At 35.3% G+C, this 18538-nt stretch carries 12 protein-coding genes; 3 read left to right on the top strand and 9 right to left on the bottom strand.

What is annotated here, in order from left to right:
• Window positions 1-129: 129 nt before the first annotated feature.
• Window positions 130-2067, top strand: a complete 1938-nt coding sequence (locus P162_RS15760) for a right-handed parallel beta-helix repeat-containing protein (RefSeq protein ID WP_031428734.1) — start codon at window positions 130-132, stop codon at window positions 2065-2067.
• Between the two features lie 216 nt (window positions 2068-2283).
• Window positions 2284-3657: a phenylacetate--CoA ligase family protein gene (locus P162_RS15755; RefSeq protein ID WP_031428733.1), complete on the top strand. Its 1374-nt coding sequence runs from the start codon at window positions 2284-2286 to the stop codon at window positions 3655-3657.
• Between the two features lie 4 nt (window positions 3658-3661).
• Here P162_RS15755 and P162_RS15750 read toward each other — a convergent pair whose 3' ends face one another.
• From P162_RS15750 to P162_RS15710, 9 genes are all read right to left on the bottom strand, one after another.
• Window positions 3662-4663 (bottom strand): glycosyltransferase, encoded by a 1002-nt coding sequence (locus tag P162_RS15750; RefSeq protein WP_081868447.1) that lies wholly within the window; start codon window positions 4661-4663, stop codon window positions 3662-3664.
• An 11-nt stretch (window positions 4664-4674) separates the two neighbouring features.
• Window positions 4675-5754 (bottom strand): EpsG family protein, encoded by a 1080-nt coding sequence (locus P162_RS15745; RefSeq protein WP_031428729.1) that lies wholly within the window; start codon window positions 5752-5754, stop codon window positions 4675-4677.
• 34 nt (window positions 5755-5788) lie between these two features.
• Entirely contained in the window at window positions 5789-7018 is a 1230-nt protein-coding gene (locus tag P162_RS15740) for a glycosyltransferase (protein WP_031428728.1), read from the bottom strand.
• Complete coding sequence (locus tag P162_RS15735) at window positions 7008-8114, bottom strand: glycosyltransferase family 4 protein (RefSeq protein WP_031428727.1); 1107 nt, start codon at window positions 8112-8114, stop codon at window positions 7008-7010. The genes P162_RS15740 and P162_RS15735 overlap by 11 nt, the downstream gene beginning before the upstream one ends.
• Window positions 8115-8120: 6 nt before the next feature.
• A complete protein-coding gene (locus P162_RS15730; protein ID WP_031428726.1) occupies window positions 8121-9104 on the bottom strand; it encodes a polysaccharide pyruvyl transferase family protein in 984 nt (327 codons plus the stop codon).
• Between the two features lie 11 nt (window positions 9105-9115).
• A complete protein-coding gene (locus P162_RS15725; protein ID WP_031428725.1) occupies window positions 9116-10393 on the bottom strand; it encodes a hypothetical protein in 1278 nt (425 codons plus the stop codon).
• A gap of 3 nt (window positions 10394-10396) precedes the next feature.
• Window positions 10397-11920: a lipopolysaccharide biosynthesis protein gene (locus P162_RS15720; protein ID WP_035917141.1), complete on the bottom strand. Its 1524-nt coding sequence runs from the start codon at window positions 11918-11920 to the stop codon at window positions 10397-10399.
• 346 nt (window positions 11921-12266) lie between these two features.
• Complete coding sequence (locus P162_RS15715; RefSeq protein ID WP_031428722.1) at window positions 12267-13547, bottom strand: nucleotide sugar dehydrogenase; 1281 nt, start codon at window positions 13545-13547, stop codon at window positions 12267-12269.
• 32 nt (window positions 13548-13579) lie between these two features.
• Window positions 13580-14587: an SDR family oxidoreductase gene (locus tag P162_RS15710; protein ID WP_031428720.1), complete on the bottom strand. Its 1008-nt coding sequence runs from the start codon at window positions 14585-14587 to the stop codon at window positions 13580-13582.
• A 370-nt stretch (window positions 14588-14957) separates the two neighbouring features.
• Between P162_RS15710 and P162_RS15705 the strand changes: the two genes are divergently transcribed.
• Window positions 14958-18278, top strand: coding sequence for a malectin domain-containing carbohydrate-binding protein (locus P162_RS15705; RefSeq protein ID WP_031428719.1), 3321 nt, complete (start codon window positions 14958-14960; stop codon window positions 18276-18278).
• Window positions 18279-18538 lie beyond the last annotated feature (260 nt).

The raw sequence follows: 18538 nt of genomic DNA, 5'->3' as shown, positions 1-18538 counted from the left end.
CACTAATTTATAGACGTTAATATTAAATTATGTTAAAATTTAAGATTTTATTAAGATGTATTTGCTTTTAAACGATATTAGTTGTACTATTGTCGTATAAATTAATATTTACTCTTAACCCCAAGTCTTATGAGCAATTTTAAGTATTACTTCATTTTAACATTAAGCTCCTTATTTCTAGCATCATGTGCAGAAGAGTCTATTGTAGATCTAACAAACGAAGAATTAAACGCAATCACTGCAGAACTTCATGAAAAAAAATCTGGTACCGTACAGAACTGCGATTTTGAACTTTCCAATATCAAAGAGGGAACTGAAAAAGCCATAAACTGTATCATTGATCTGGATGGCAAAACTATACAGTTGAAGAAGAATGTAACCTTGACATACGATGGAGGTGATATCGTAAATGGTGTTTTAGTCTTTGATAACGGTAAAATAGATGGCCAATTATTAAATAAGGATTTAGAAATTGAAGGAAGCGCAGATCTGATCCAACCTGTCTTCAATTTTGAAGCTGATCGCTGGGACCTTACTCAAGGAAGGACAACTTTTAGAAATGCACTTCACAACCGCATCCGTTTAGAAGAATTGATGAAAATAGTAAAAGGTATGGGAGCACACACTTTTAAAATTGATGAATTTGATGCCTATTTTGAAATTACAGAAGTTACGCATCCTACAAACCCCAATTTCTACCCTTCCGTAGAGGCTATTAATGTTCCAGGTGATTTTACATTGGAAATGACCGATAATACGCACTTAAGGACATTTCCAAATAGTTCCAAAAAAACTAGCTTATTAGCTATTAGAAATGTCTCAAATGCTACTATTAAGGGTGGTGTGTTACATGGAGATCGTGATGAACACGAGTATGTAGGATACGGCAGCCATGAATGGGGACATCTTTTAGATTTACATTCTGCTACTTTTGCGGTTGTGGATGGTGTAAAAATGATTAATGCAACCGGAGATGGTCTAGTTGTTCACAGTTTAGGATTTGCTTTTAAATCCAATTATATACCCGCTCACGATATTGTGATCAAAAATTGTGTATTTGATTCTAGTAGACGTAATAATCTGGCCATTACTGATGGTTACAATATTATTGTAGAAGACAGTGAGTTCTATAGATCTGGGGTTGATACTCCTAAATCAAAAGGAACTAACCCAAAATTTGCTATCGATATTGAAGCTTATAGAAAACGCGAAAATGGAAAAATAGTACCTTATGAAAAAATTAAAAATGTCATATTGAGAAACAATATTGAGCGTGAAGGTGCAAGAGGTGGTTTTCTAATTGCTGTGGGCGATAACATAACAATTGAAAACAATGACGTAGAAGATGGTATAGGCTATAAATATACCAACAATTCGATCATAAGAAATAATAGAATGGTAGCCCGCAAAGAAAGTGAACTTGCTATGGGACTGGGAATGAGAGACTCTCGCACGATTTCTAACAACACTGTTACCGGTAATTATATTGAAGGCTTTAATGTTGCCATGTCGATATATGGAGACGATCACATGGTTTCTAATAATACCATAAAAAATTGCGGGACAGGAATAAGTGGTAAGGATTTCTCTAATACAAAAATCATTAATAACACCATCACAAGTACAGATCCTAAGAGTCGTGGTATCTTTATACATTATACTTCGGTTAACCGTGTACTCTTCAAGAACAATACTATAGATGTTGTTAATAACCCTTTCAGATTTGATTTAATTAATTTGAAAGAAGGGCAAGAAAAATTTTGCACGCACCTAGTAGACAATGAGTTTAATTCCTCATACCACGGCTTAATATCTAACAGTAATGGAGTTTCCTTGATGAAAAACACCGTGAATACCGGAATACAAATTTGGGATTCTAAAAATTCGATAATTGAGGACAACTTTATTTCCTCAGAGAATAGAGATGGTATATACCTCATAAATGAAAACAAAGATATTGCACTTCTGAACAATGCTATTGCAGTACCTTCTAACAAACAATGTATAAGAGTACAGGAAAGCACTAAATGGGAGGATATTGAGGAACAAAACAATGAATGTCTTTAATAAAGACCTCCAGTAATGTACTGGACTATTAATTTTCATTTTGAAAAGGAGTTTAGATTTAAGTATCTGAGCTCCTTCTCAATATTTAAGAATGAGATGATTTATTGATCAAATTTTTCAGTTTGTTTGTACTATAAGATTTAATTTTGCTGGCTATTTATTACTGAAGCAACTATATCCATTTGTTAAACCTGGTTTGCTTCTTCATTCACTACTATGAAATATTCTATATATAAAAAAGCACCTTATTTTATTCAGGACCTACTTATAACTCTTTACAATTTAAAAGCAAATAAGGCGCGTTTTGGAGGGAAATACAAGGAGTTCAAAGCAGAATTTGAAGCCAATCGCCACAGTTCATTAGAGCAATTAAAAAGCAATCAATCTAAAAAATATACTGCCTTTATAGACTATGTTAGTAAAAACAGTGAGTATTTTAATCCTATTTTAAAGGCTATACCTAAAGCTAATAAAATTAGTAACCTAAAAAAACTGCCCATACTGACTAAGCAGGAACTTATTAGAAATATTGACACTCTTAATACGATAAACAAAGAAGGAATAACTTCTCAGACCGGTGGCACAACGGGAAAATCCCTAAAAGTTTATTATACGCATGAAAATATTGAAGAACGTTTTGCTTTACTGGATTATTTTAGGTCCTGGTATGGTTACGAACTGGGAAAAAAAACCGCCTGGTTTTCAGGTAAGGACATTCTAACGGAAAATGATCTCAAAAAGGATCGTTTTTGGAAAACAGACCATTACCACAATGTACGCTACTACTCCACATTCCATATTAAGAATGAGTATTTAAAATATTATATAGAAAATCTTAAAAAGTTTAAGCCAGAGTATATTTCAGGTTTTCCCAGTTCTATTGCAGAAATTGCCCTCTATGGTCTTAAAAACAACCTGGATTTTCCTGAAAATACGATCAAAGCTGTTTTTACGACTTCAGAAACGGTAACACCGCAGATACGACAAAATATTGAACGCTTTTTTAATACCAATTTGTATGATCAATATTCTGCCTCTGAAGGCGCCCCTTTTATTTTTGAATGTAAAAACCACAACCTACATATTGAGATGCAAAGTGGGATTCTTGAAGTTTTAGATAACAATGATAATGATGCACAGGAAGGTAGACTCATTGTAACATCCTTTACTTCTTATGGTACTCCCCTACTTCGCTACGATGTAGGTGATAGAATAAAACTTTCTCAAAACACCTGTTCTTGTGGCAATAATAATCCATTAGTAGAAAAAATACTGGGAAGAATTGATGACTTTATATATTCTCCAGAGAATGGAAAAATAAATCTAGGAAACATTTCTAACGTATTGAAGGATATTGAAGGCGTTCACAGAATGCAAATCATACAGGATGAATTAAATGCGATCATTGTCAAAATTGAGACGAATCCCATCATTTACAATAAAAAGGAAGAGGGTAAGCTGATTGAGAATATAAAATTACGCGTAGGTAGAAAAATGCAGATAACCATTTCTGAGGTGGATACCATAGATGTAGAAAAAAGTGGGAAATTTAGATTAGTAAAAAATTCAGTAAAGCATCTTATAGGATAACGGCCTATTGACCAATAGCTTTTTTGAGTGGCTGTATGAATCTAAATAAGAAGAAATTTTTTAGTAATACTCTTCTAAATAGATCCCGATTTTTATCTGAGACTTTGTAGGAATTTTGATACAAATTCTTTTCTATTAAATTTTTACGAATTTCTTTTATTTCTTTATAAGAGTAGTTGTTTTTGAAAAGAAAAAAGAAAAGACCCAGGTTACCCATAGATATTCGCTCCATAAAGTAGTTATCCATTAGCTTTTTATCTACGGAAGTATTGCTCTTCTGATCCTGCCTGAAACTATCAATTTTTGTCAATATGGTTTGTAGATCCTCTACATATTTGTCTTTTTTATCCTTATCCCTATTTCTTGTTATGGAACCCGTAGACTGCAAAAATTGCGCTGCAATAGTGTTAGTTGCCATAACCCTTTCGGCAAAGAATAAAGATCTTGTATTAAATTCAAAATCTTCGGCATAAATCTGTTCCAGAAACAGTAGGTTATTATTACGCATGAATTCTGTCCTGTATAGCTTGTTACAGGCTGAATTCATGTATTTAGTAGCATTATAATAATTCATGCCTGACAATACCTCTCCTTTACCATCTATTGCAATGGTCGTTAGAACTTCTCCACTTTCATTGATATGCTGCGCACCGAATTCAAGGATATCCAACGCATTCACCTGTGCTATTTGAATAATATCTAATAATTGATCAGAGATCAAAATATCATCTGCATCCAAAAAAACGAGATATTTACCACTGGCATTTTTTATTCCCGTATTTCGGGCACCTCCCAAACCTTTATTTTCCTGAGAAAAAACATTTATAAATGCATGTTTTTCAGCAAGTTTCTCTGCAACTATTTTGCTATCATCCGGGGAGCCATCATCAATCATTAGAACCTCAAATGCGTTATCATCCATATGTTGATCTAATACAGATTCCACGCATGTTTTTAGAAAATGAGACACATTATACATGGGTATGATAATACTTACTTGTAGCATGGTAATGAATTTTAGTAATAGATGGTATACATGAAATACGTGAAACCAAAATAAAGAAGCAATACCCTACCTATGACGACATGCTGATAAATATAGAATCGCTCTTTTAAGAATGGATATATAATTACCAGGCCAATCATAAACCAAGACAAATATGCAAAACGGTTAGAAAAATTGGCCCTTATGACTAAAATCCAAAAGGCATTTATCAATAAATAGGTATTGAATATATGATTGTACACTTTATCATTAAAATCTCTTTTAAAAATAAAGTACCAACCTGTAAAAACAGCCGAGGCACTATAAAGAAGGAAATCAAAACGGAAACCCCCAGAAGACTCTTCCCCATTGAGATAGGCACCCAGGCGATCTTCGGCAAATCCCATAGCCGTGAATATGGTTTCAAAAACACTTCCAGCCCCTAGAGATAAGGGAATGGTTATAAGCCAACCTATCAAGAAAGATTTAGGCTTATTATAAATGAAAGTCCCGAGAAACGCCAGAACGGGAAGCAATAAACTCTGATGCACGAGAACAGCAAATAATAATGCTATGCCCATCCAAAATTTCTTATCATAAAAAGAGACACCCAACAAAAACAGCGATGTTCCCATTCCGTTTCTAATTCCATTTACTCCGTATGGCCAAAATTGAAAGGAGACGATAAAAACCAAAAATGCATAAAACCAATATTCCTTGAAGAGCTTTTTTGACACCCTATACATGGGTAAGATATAGACCATAGCGCAAACCAAAAAGAAATTGTTGACCGTCATGATCTTAGAGCAGGTCAACATAAAAATATGGAAAAAGACATCCTTCTGCGAAATGATGGGATTACCGGCTTGATAATAACGGTAATGATGCGCATAAGTACTCATATCTATAAAATACTTACCACTTACAGGACGCCAACCCATGTAAATAACAATAAATACAAGTAAGGTATAGCCTGTGATATTTAAATAAACTAGATTTCTTTTATCATCAAGGTCAAGCAGGTAAGCATGAACTACTGTTAATACGACCAATAGCAAACAGAAGTTAATATAAATTTTAGAGTAATACTCAAGAGGTATAAAATCAATCATGAATTATAATTATAACCAGTTAACTTGAGATAAATTAATTGAGATATTGCTGTGCAATAATTTCAAGATTAAATTTATTTAAAAGTTGTTGTTGCTGTTTAACCGCTGTATTTTCAATCTCCTGAGCACTTAAAATTTCTTTCAAGCCTTCTGCAAATAATATTTCCTTTTTGGAAGGATGATCTGGTAATGACTGAGGAACTTCTAGTGTACCTTCATAAAAATTAGGAGTTATCGTTCCGGCATCTGTCCTTAAAATTCCTTCATTGTTGTACGTGAGGGTGTCATCAATAGCCATTAATTCCAGTATACCCGTTGTACAAAAAGAGGATATTACAGGAGTTCCTAAGGCGATAGACTCTACAATAACATTTGGCGTTCCTTCATAATTAGATGTAAGAGCCAGGCAACTTGCCTTTTTAAGATATTTGTATGGATTTTTCTTTCTTCCTAAAAAGAATATCTTATTATCTACTTCTAAAAATTTTGCAAGCTTTTTTATATAGTTTGAAACCTGATAATCCCCGTCCCCTATGAAAACAAGATTAGCGTCAGGATGCGATTTCACAACTAACTTAAAGGAATTGATCAAATGCCAGGGAGCCTTTTGTACCGAAAGCCTACCCAGAAATAGTATTGAAGCTTTACTAAATAGCTCAAACTCCTGACTATCATCTATTGCTTCTTCACTAAGCGTAACTATTTTCTTTATGTCATGAGGGTTATATATAACCTCAATATTTTTAAATCGATATCCACAATTTTCGACTAAATCCTTATTAATGGATTTGCTTATGCATACCAGTTTATTTAAATGCTTATAACTCGATTTGTACCCCATCTTTATTAAATGGTTAAAAGGAGTTGAACTTGATAACTCTACACTTTTTAATGCATGTATGCTCCCTATCTTAAATTCTTTTGTAAAAGTAAGTGAACTGAATAAATTAGCCATATCCCCAAATGCAATCGAATGAGTGATGGCATTATTCTTAATAACTTTTCTAAGGGCAATAGGGCTTTTTAAATAAAATGCGTAGCGTTCAAAGGAGGACATATCACTAAAATCTTTAGAACTGAGGAAAATTTCATCCTCATAAAAATTTATAATATCACTCTCCAGTTTTATAAATTTAACTGCTTTTACCACAAAACCCAAGGATTTGTAATATTCATAAAACGTTAGTGCAAGACGCTCCATACCCCCTACACTACCGTAAGGAAGTATTAAAAGAATTCTCTTATTAACTACTTCAGGATACATGTATAAGATTTTTAAATAAATTATCCCAAATAGGCATAATTTGATCTGGAGAATAATTTAATGCTTTGCTTCTGGCTTTCTCTCCCATTGTTTTCCTTAGAGACTCATTGTTCATTAAAAGAATCAATTTTTCAGAGAAAACTTCAATATCCCCGTTTGGAACTAAAAAACCATCCTTACCGTCTGTTATAATATCACTTGGACCATACGGACAATCATAAGAAATACAAGGTATACCATAAGCCATTGCCTCTATGAGAACCATCCCAAATCCTTCGTAACGGGAGGACATAACATAAATGGATGATTCAAGATATTTTTCTTCTATATTTTTAACAGGATTATGAAAGGAAACAGAATCTTCTATATCCATTTCCTGTGCCTGCTTAATATACCCTAATGCGTTGTCAATTTTCCCATAAACATTCAGATTCCAATTCCCTATTCCAGAATTATTTACAAGACTCCAACTCTGTAAGAGCCTGTCATAACCTTTTTGAAATGCATGCCTACCCACGGCGAGTACTTTTTTCCCTTCTAAATTTGAGGGCAGCTCGGGATAAAAGGAAAGAGGGTTAGAAATTACCTGAATATTGGATAGTTTCCACTCTTTGGCGTTCCCTTTAGTCAATACGATAAAGCGATCAAACTTTTTAGCTCCATAATGCATCAAGGAGAATACCAGACGCGTTTTAAGACGCTGAAATAAGGTTGGGGTTTCGCTTTTTATCTCAATATTTTTTGAAACATGCCTTTCATAGATTTTAGCTATATCCTTGTTTACTACCAAGGGCAGCAGCATTCCCTTTAAACCATCATCACAAACCGAAATTATGTCTGGTTCGATTTCCTTTATACTTTGGTTGATTTTTGATACATACCTATATGTATAACTTAGCGCATTTCCCTTTACACTTATGTCATGGTATTGCAATTTCTCACTAAACTTATAGAAAAGTGATGCTTTCCCTTGATTTAATGTGATAAGATGAACCTCATAACCTAAAACATCAGCTAAATAACTGGCTTTTATTGAAAGTACTCTCTCAAGACCGCCAGAACCACAGATTTGATTGGTTATATAAAGTAAACGCATAGATTTTTATTTCTCGGCATTTTTTTCGGAAGCAATAAAGGCACGACACTTCTCTTTTAAAGGTTCTGCAAGTTTTGTGTGTAATCCATAATTGGTTACCATGGTATCCTTGTTAATTTTGCCCTTTAGATCAAAATTAGTCGTCCAGCTACCATCATCAGCAACGTCAACACGATTGAATAATTCCAAAATTCCATCAAATCTGCAAGTGTCAACAAAAGAGTTGAAGGCATTCATAAATATTACTGGAGTTCCCATTGCAAGACATGGTAAAGCAGCATGTATACGTGAAGTGATTACAAGTTTAGCTTTAGCATATTTTTTAAGACAGTCCTCAGCGTAAGCGAATTTTTCTTCATCAGTTTGCTTTCCTTCTGGCAATACCTGAGTTACATAATTGGCGGATTTTAAAAGCTCAGGATCTATGATTTTTTTTAAAGTCTTGTTGATCTTCCCAAGATTAAATATATCGCCACTCACTACACCGCGTGCAGCATTCTTCAAGTTTGCCGTGATATCTGAGCTGTTAGGATAGTTATAGAAAGGATCTACAATATAGATATCGTCACCTCTAAGCGAATCATCCACTTTGTAATTATCAAGTGTCAGGGTTAGGCAGCCGGTAAAATAAGCTTCAATACCCTTTTCATTCAAAATCTGTGCTGTAAATTTATCTCTACAACCTATTGGAGCGTGTTTTTTAAGATATGCAATACCCTTTTCGCTTAACATAAATGGAGCGGCAGTATTATTCATATGAAAAGATACAAATAATGGATCTATAGCTTCACTAGGTACCCAGTGATGAATATTGTGGGTCCACCATCCATTTGCTATAAGCTTAATAGGATCGCCTTTATACTCCCCTAGTTTTTCGCGATTCATAAGTAGATCTACCTTTGGCAAATACTGTCTTGCAGCAAGGCTTTGAACATAATCACCTACATTATAAGTATGCTGTCCCGTGTATGTTAATAAACCGTATTTCATAAGTTATGACTTTACTTTTTTAATCTTTGATATATATTATAAAGGCCTGAGAATTTCTTACGCAGAATAAACTTTAAATGTTTTTTTCTATTTACGCTACTAGCATTCTTATTTACTACTTCATCAAGATCTATCGCAGCAAAATCTGCAATACCTTTAGCCTCTTTTTCCTGATCATAGGCTACAAAAAAATCAGTTGATTTTTTTGCCATGTCCTGAAGACATTGCCATTGATATTTGACACCCTCTGTCATTACAGTTTCATCGTTAAAATTATCCATAAGTCTTTTATAGAAATCTTTAACGATATGAAAACCGTATTTTTTAGGATCTTCATTAAGCAATATGAGGGTTAGAATGGTACGTTGACATTTGGCACAAATATTACAATTATAGCCATCCCGTAAGTCTGAATAGCAAACTCTCAATTTGAGTGGAACATTCTGACTTTTAACAAAATCAACAACATTTTCAACCTTTTGGGTTCTGTTTAGGTGATACCCTTCATGATATACCACCGTGTTTGCCCAGAGCATATTTTCATCAATCTTTGGAGAAGATCCCCAGGTATAAGTAACTTCCGAGGTTGCCGAAGCTGCAATATTTATAAACCTAAAGCCAAATTTGTAGCTTAGTGGTGCTAAGACCCCTATAAGGGCCATGCCATGTTGTACAGTTCCCCACCAGCCAAGATCTGCCAAAACATCCAATTTATAGGTGTAAAAGTCCCGTAAATTGGTTTCGATATAATGTAGCTTGTCCTGATTTACTATAGGTTCCTGAGAATTAAAACGCTTAAACTTTTCCCATGTTGCCGTATCCTTTATAGGAACATCTGCGCCGTGAATAGAGATAAGAAATGGATCTTTATCATAATTACGCGTAAAAGTATCCCAAGAATCCAAACCTCCACTAAAAAGCTGAGCAACACCATCATTATTGATGACATTTTTTACTTTTTTATTATAATGCAATTTCCCACCGAGTTCCTTATCAGGGTGAAATCCTTTAAATTGCTCTTTTAGAACATTTAAAGAGGATTCAAAATTTTCATCAATTTCATCCACATACACATCAAATCCTACCAACCAAGAAATGGGCATTATATTAGCCAACAATGGAATTATAGCTAAGGAACGTGGTGTGTCTGAAATATCAGTATCGTAGGTAGTATAATATCTATGTTTATCTACAAAGTAAAAAGATAGTCCTTTACTATATTCATACTCGTAATTAATCTTTCGACCTTCAAGACTAAAAGAGATATTTAATAATTTAAAACTTTCCACTTTTTAAAATTTATTTTTTCTTAGCGTATTAAAAGAATTTTGAAAGAGGTTCTTTTCGTAGGGAATAGTACCAAACTTATAAATAATGCCCATATAGCAAATACTAAATAAAACGGCCTTTAACACAAAATTCAACCATCCTTCGCCCGGTATATAGCGTATAGCATAACCTAAGGCCAATGCAACAAGTGCACTTGGCAAAATTTTATGGGCTAATTCTTTAAAAAACCTTATAATATTAAGATTAATAACATTATGATAATAAAAATTCATTACTATTTGAACAACGACCCATCCACTAATAGTACCACAGATCATACCTATTGCACCGTAAGACTGTGCTAAGTAATATCCAAATCCAGCGCCTAGTACTGCAAATACAAGATATAATATAGCCTTAAAACGTAATTTATTCTGAGCTTCAAGTGTTGCGTTTCCAAAATTTTGTACTAATGGTATTGTATAAGCTAGCATGATCAATACAGCGATCCAATAAATTTCGGAAAAAGTATCAGTATAGGTAGATCCCACCCATAAATATACAAATTGCTCTCCATAGAGGAAAAATGCGATAAGAATGTAGAACAAAACCAATAATGAAATCCTACCTATTTTGATCATCATATCTGTAAGCTCCTCACCACTAGCACTCTTTACAAACATTTTTGTGGCACGAGGTAAAAACACACTTGAGATAGCTGTTGAAAAGGCCCCGTAATATGTACCTAAGGTCACACCTACCGAAAATATACCTACCACCGCAGGGCTATCTACAGTACCTAGCACTATTTGACCCGCCTGCCACTGTAAGCGACTCACGATTGCAAAAACGAATATCCAAATCGAATATGAAAAAATACTGAAAATAAGGGATTTTTGAAGACTATGTAATTTAATCTTTATATCAAGTTTCTTAAAGCAATAATTGGCATTTGCAACCACTACGCTAATTCCCATTAAAGTATCAACTATTACAAGACTAATAGCGCCGGCACCATACATTAAGATACCCACTACAAGTAGCGAACGAATTATATACCTCGTTATTTTAACCGTTTTAGGATATACAAATTGCTCATAGGCTGAGCAATATGCACCAAAAACACTTCCAGGTAAGGTTAGTGCAAGGTTGAATATAAGTATAGCAAACATGATTTTTGTCTTCCTTAACTCTTCCGAGGTGAAGGTCTGATCATATAGCAAATCCAGATTGAAATAGAGTACGATACCTGCGATGGAGATGATTAAAGAAATCGCGGTATATATGTAAAAGACAGTGGCTAAGAAGTTCTCTTCACCTTTTTTATCTTCCTCAGCTCTATACTTAGCAGTAAAACGCACCACAGCATTACCAATACCAATGTCTAAAACAGATAAACCACTGACCAGTGCACCCACCATAATGTACAATCCATATTCAGATTGTCCCAGTTGGGAAATTATGAAGGGAGTAAGAACCAGACCAACGATGTTGGTCAAAACAATATTTATGTAATTGAGCGCAGCGCCCTTTTTAATTTGACTCAAAGCGTTGTAGTAAATTTATAATCGTCAATATTCATAGTATGATTTGCGGGGTTTAAAAGTAACGATAATTTTCAAAGATACATATCGTTGCAATTTGAAGCTTATATTAGAATGATAAAGTTAACCTCAGAACCCTCCTACTTAAACTTGAAAGCAAGTGTATTAGATGTGCAGACTTCCCGTTTATTATCTTTTGAAAAAGATCACATAAATCTTTATTTATTCTTATTTAACGGTTCACACCAAACATAGACAATACGCAAACAGCATAAATAAACAAAAGATAAGTCAGTAAACAAAATAGTGCTTAATCAATTTAAATTAATATATTATTTCTTTACTAGATTTATAGACGTCCACTAACAGGCTCTGTCAAAATAGATTTTACATCGTAAAGGACTGCTTCATCCTTCATAAAATCTTTCAGGTCCATTGCTAGGAATTCGTTGTGCGCGACTGTAAGAACAACTGCATCGAATTTATCTGTAGGTTTTTGCTTGGTTGTTGTAAGACCATATTCATGATGTACATCTTCTGAACTTGCCCAAGGGTCAAAAATAGTAATATCAACCCCGAATTCTTTCAAACTTTCAACCACATCAACTACACGTGTATTGCGAACATCAGGACAATTTTCTTTAAATGTAAAACCTAAAATCAATACTTTAGAAGCCTTTATTTTAATATCCTTCTGCACCATTAGTTTAATTATTTCAGAAGCTACATATTGTCCCATACTATCATTAAGACGTCTTCCGGCTAAAATAATCTCTGGATGGTAACCAAATTCCTGAGCTTTCTGTGCTAAATAGTAGGGATCTACACCTATACAATGCCCACCCACTAGACCAGGCTTAAAAGGCAGGAAATTCCATTTTGTACCAGCCGCTGCAAGAACTTCGGAAGTATCTATCTTCATAAGATTGAAGATTTTAGCAAGTTCATTTACGAAAGCGATATTAATATCGCGTTGTGAATTTTCTATTACTTTCGCGGCCTCCGCAACTTTTATTGATGCTGCAAGATATGTCCCTCCTGTAATGACCGTTGCATACAATGCATTTACTTTCTCAGCAACCTCAGGTGTTGATCCTGATGTTACCTTAAGTATCTTATCAACTGTATGTTCTTTATCACCTGGATTTATACGTTCTGGGGAATAACCAGCAAAAAAATCAGTATTGTACTTCAATCCACTTTGGCGTTCAAGAACAGGAACGCAATCTTCTTCCGTAACTCCTGGATAAACCGTGGATTCATAGATAACAATGTCACCTTTGCTAAGCACTTTGCCTACTGTTTCACTGGCTTTGTAAAGGGGAGTGAGGTCTGGTCTGTTATTTTTATCTACTGGAGTAGGGACAGTAACAATATAATAGTTACAATCCTCAATATCCTCAAGCTGTGCAGAACAATAAAGGCCATTTTTGTCGTCAGACCCTTTCTTCATTACACCCTGTAGCACATCATCTTCAACTTCTAGAGTATCATCGTGCCCTTTTTGTAACGATGCAATCCTTTTTTGATTAATATCGAAGCCAACAACTGCATACTTAGTAGCAAATAATCGTGCGAGAGGAAGTCCCACGTAGCCCAGACCTATAATAGCGATTTTAATTTCTTTCATTTTGTAATATTCAAATTTATAAAAATGGGGTATTATTTTTTATCACTTAAATTTTCCCAGTACCAGGTAACAGCCTCCTGCAGTCCTTCTTGGATGTCATATTCTGGCGCATAACCTAATAACCTCTTGGCTTTGTCCACAGACGCAAGGGAATGTGGTATGTCCCCTGCCCGGTTCTCACCATAAGTCGGGTCAATATCAGCAATCTTTGTATCAAACTTGCATAGGTTTTTCTTTAAGGCAACAACGAGCTCATTAAGGGTCGTTCGCTCTCCAAATGCAGTATTGTATATCTGATTTAGTGCTTTTGAATCTTTAACAGTAAGTGCAAGCAAATTCATCTGCACCACGTTATCAATGTAAGTAAAATCCCTTGAAAAGTTTCCATCTCCATTTATAACCGGTGATTCATGCGCCATTAGCTGCATAACAAATTTAGGGATAACAGCCGCGTAGGCTCCATTAGGATCTTGTTTTCTTCCAAAAACATTGAAATAACGCAATCCTACAGTGTCTAAATCATAGGCATTATGAAAAATATCAGCATATAGTTCATTGACATATTTTGTAATCGCGTAAGGGGATAACGGTTTACCTATATTATCTTCTTCTTTTGGCAATGCTTTAGAATCGCCATACGTTGATGAACTTGCCGCATAAACAAAACGTTTAACATTTGCCTCTTTTGCGGCCACTAGCATATTTAGAAAACCTCCCACATTTACATCATTGCTTGTAATAGGATCTTTAAGTGAACGAGGAACAGAGCCCAGAGCTGCTTCATGCAAAACAAAGTCAATCCCCTCACAGGCTTTTTTACAAGTTTCAAGATCGCGTATATCTCCTTCAATAAGCTTAAAACGCTCATTATTAATAAGTCTGTTTAAATTTCTACGATGACCTGTAGCAAAATTATCAAGACATACGACATGAGCACCTAAATCTATTAGCTTTTCAGCCAGATTGGAACCTATAAAGCCTGCACCACCTGTAACCAGAACATGCTTGCTTTCAAGCTCTTTAAAAGAGTTAACATTCATTGAATTTATTTTTCAAATACGGCGCAAAGATGAATAATAAATTTGAAATAAGCCCTACGCTAATTCATTTCCTTTTTACATTTTTCGTAAAATCAAGGGATATATACCTATAACAAACCTTTGATAGCAGTCAATTTTTATTAATTCAAAACAAATTGAAAATGCTTTTCTTTACTCTGTACATAAGACACTTTGCTGACATTCTAAAATTTTATAGCTTAAAATTATCACTTAATCAAAGAAATGTGCGTTTTAGCTAAAAAATATTTGTAGGAAAATTTTTCAGTTATCTTCGCACTGTTTTTACTGAAAATAGAAAACGAAGTATTCTAAGCATTTATTATATTCAAAACTATTACACCCCCAAAAAATGAGATTTTTTTCAAATTACATTCTTTTATTTACCATTACGGTCACCTCCTTCACTTCAGTGACGTCTTTCTCTAACATATCCAATAACCCTTCTACAAATGACACATCTGATACTACTTCAGAGATTAAGGATGATCCTTTTGTGTTACGGATTAATAGTGGTGGTGATGAGATACGGTATGGGAATGAACATTTCATCAAAGATAATTACTACAAGGGTGATGGTAAAACTTTTAAAAATGACCATATCAAGGATATAGGGAATACCACTCGCGATGACCTTTATTTGACTGAACGCAGTACGATTGCCAATAAAAATACCTTTAATTATGCCATACCCGTTCCAAATGGAACATTTAAGGTTAAACTTCATTTCGCTGAAATTTATTGGGGATCCACAAACGGCGGTTCTGGTGGCAATGGCAAACGTGTTTTTAGCGCAACCTTAGAAAACCAAAAAGTTCTCAACAGTCTTGATATCATTAAAGAAGTGGGAACTATGAATGCCCTGCAAAAAGAATATTTGGTCACTGTACGAGATGGTATCCTCAATATAGATTTTATCGGCTCTAAAGACCAACCTAAACTTTCTGCACTGGAAATTATTGAAGAACCAGAGGCTAATGAACCAGAAGCAATACGTATCAATACGGGCGGACCGCAAATCGAAATTGATGGTATGAGCTTTAGTGCAGATAGCTATTTTAATGGTGGAAGAAAGTATACAAATTATGGTATTCCTGCCATACATGATACTGAGAAAGATGCAATCTACAGGTCAGAGCGATCTACAGGTACCGGCAGTGGTGGATTTTCCTATACTATCCCTGTTGAAAATGGCAACTATAAAGTTAAATGCCATTTTGCCGAAATTTACTGGGGCGCAACGGGAGGTGGCTCAGGAGGCAAAGGAAAACGGCTCATCAATATTTCCATTGAAAATCAAAAGAGGTTGTCAGACCTGGATATTATAAGAGAAGTGGGTTCAGAAACCGCTCTAATCAAATCTTATAGCGTAAATGTTAGAGATGGTAAGTTAAACATAGATCTCACATCCACAAAAGACGAACCTAAAATTTCTGCCATCGAGATCATCAAAGTAGATCCGGTTGATGATACAGCGGTAACTCGTATAAATGCCGGAAGCTCTGCCCTCGTTGTAAATGGAAAAAATTTTCTTGCCGATACTTACTTTACGGGGAAAACCTCAGTATTTGAAAATCAACAAATTGAAGATATCAAAAATACTACGGAAGACGAACTTTACAAATCTGAGCGTTCAGCAGGTGTTGATAAGGGAAGTTTTGGCTACGCCATACCGGTAAAAAATGGAGAATATCGTGTTGCGCTCCATTTTGCCGAAATCTACTGGGGTGTTCCGGGTGGTGGCTCAGGAGGCGTAAACAAACGCATCTTCAGTGTAAATGTTGAAAATAAAGCTAAACTGGTAGATTTAGATATGATCAAGGAGTTGGGTACTATGACAGCTTCAATAAAAACATATAGTACATCTGTTAAAGACGGGATTCTAAACATTGACTTTAGTGCCTCTAAAGATCGTCCAAAAATTGCGGCGATCGAAGTTTTCAAAGAAAATGAGCGTAAGGAAGATGAATTTCCACTAATGGCTAGCTTTAATGTAGGGGGTCCTAGCTTAACCCTAAACGGTACTGTATTTCAGAAGGATGCATACACTACGGGCTCTTCCAAAACCAGCACTACTACCTTTAACGAAATCAAAAACACGAATATACAGGCACTTTATAAATCTGAACGTAGCACAAACAATGATCAGGGCAATTTTAGCTATGCATTTCCAGTAACTAATGGTACCTATCAGGTCAAATTGCATTTCGCTGAATTGTGGTTTGGTGCTCCTAAAAGTGGGCCAGGCGGAATAGGAAAACGTGTTTTCAATTACAAACTAGAGAACGAGAGTGCAATTGAAGGTTTTGATATTACCAAAGAAGTGGGCACGGGAACTGCCCTCACGCGAACATATACTGTCAATGTAAGCGATGGCGAACTCAATTTAAATTTTGGCGCCACTGTAAACAGACCCCAACTTTGCGGTATTCAGTTATACGGCAATGGTGAACTTGGTGAAGAGGGACAAGATCCTTGTGCATGGACAGAATTAGCTCCCAGTAAACTAAAAAAGCTTGAAGCACAATCTGCTACTGTAGGAGATAAATTATACTCGTTTGCAGGTTTTCTCGATAATTTTATTATTACGGGTGTGACTGAAATTTACGATGTGAAAAATAATACTTGGACTACAGGTGCTCCTATGCCATTTCCCGCAACTCATATGGGGAAAGCCCAAGTTAATGACGATGTTTGGCTTATAGGCGGTTTTATTGGTAACAATCCAGGTGTCGCAACAGCTAAGGTTCAAATCTACAGTACCTCAACGGATTCCTGGAGGGCAGGACCATCCCTACCCGCACCGCGTGGATCAGGTGCTGCAGCATATGCAAATGGTAAAATCCATTTCTTTGGTGGCCTTTTACCAGATCGTACCACAGATGTTGATGAACACTACGTACTAGACCCCGAAAATCTTGCCGCAGGTTGGATTCCTGCTGCTCCATTACCTTATGGACGAAACCACTTGAGCGCGGCTACTGTTAATGGTCTTATTTATGCAATTGGTGGTCAATACGGCCACGATTATGAAAAACAGTACTTGCGCTACCTTCATGTTTATGATCCTGCAACTGATACCTGGACACGGAAACGAAATTTATTCGCAGACCGTTCTCATTTTGAACCGTGTACCCTTGTCCATAATGGTAAAATTATAATTATAGGAGGTCGTCGCGGTATTTTCTTTTTCGATGATATTACAGAATACGATCCAGCTATTGATCAATGGACGCAGCGTTGCGAACTCCCAGAACGACTATTGGCTCCTGTAGCGGGAATTTTTGATGATAAATTAATAGTAGCAAATGGTGGTTATAGCGAATCAGATCTAAGGGATAATACACGCTTCTTGCGCATAGAGCCAGAAACAACGCTAAGTACTATTGAAGAAGATGCAAATCTTTCTAATGGAGATCGTTTTGGGGAATCCATTACAGTATATCCAAATCCCACTAAAGATAATATTACCCTTACAGGAATTGGTGATACGGAGCGTTCCCTAGAGATAGCTGTCAAAAATATAAACGGGGCAACATTGATTTCTAAAAAATATAACGCCTTTGATACCTCATATACTCTTGAAACGAGTTCTCTACAGACGGGTATTTATTTTGTTGAGATTGTAAAAGATGCATCTTCTAAGAAAGTAATCAAGTTTATTAAAAACTAATAGTCAGGGTTTCCGTTAAACGGAAATATTTTTATAATAGAATCCCGGATTAAAACAAATGTTTTAATCCGGGATTCTATTATTTAGAAGTTTACGGAACAAAACCGAAGCGTCCCAATTTCTATAATATAGGTATAACACTATACCGCAAGCAAACTATAGCGCCTTAGCAGTACATCTATATTATTTAAGACATATACTCTCAACACATACGTGAGAAAAGGAATAAGTCTTCTTTATTTTGCTATATATAATTCCTG

The sequence above is a fragment of the Flavimarina sp. Hel_I_48 genome (genome assembly GCF_000733945.1).
Lineage (GTDB): Bacteria > Bacteroidota > Bacteroidia > Flavobacteriales > Flavobacteriaceae > Leeuwenhoekiella.
This window is presented reverse-complemented; position numbering and strand designations above follow the sequence as displayed.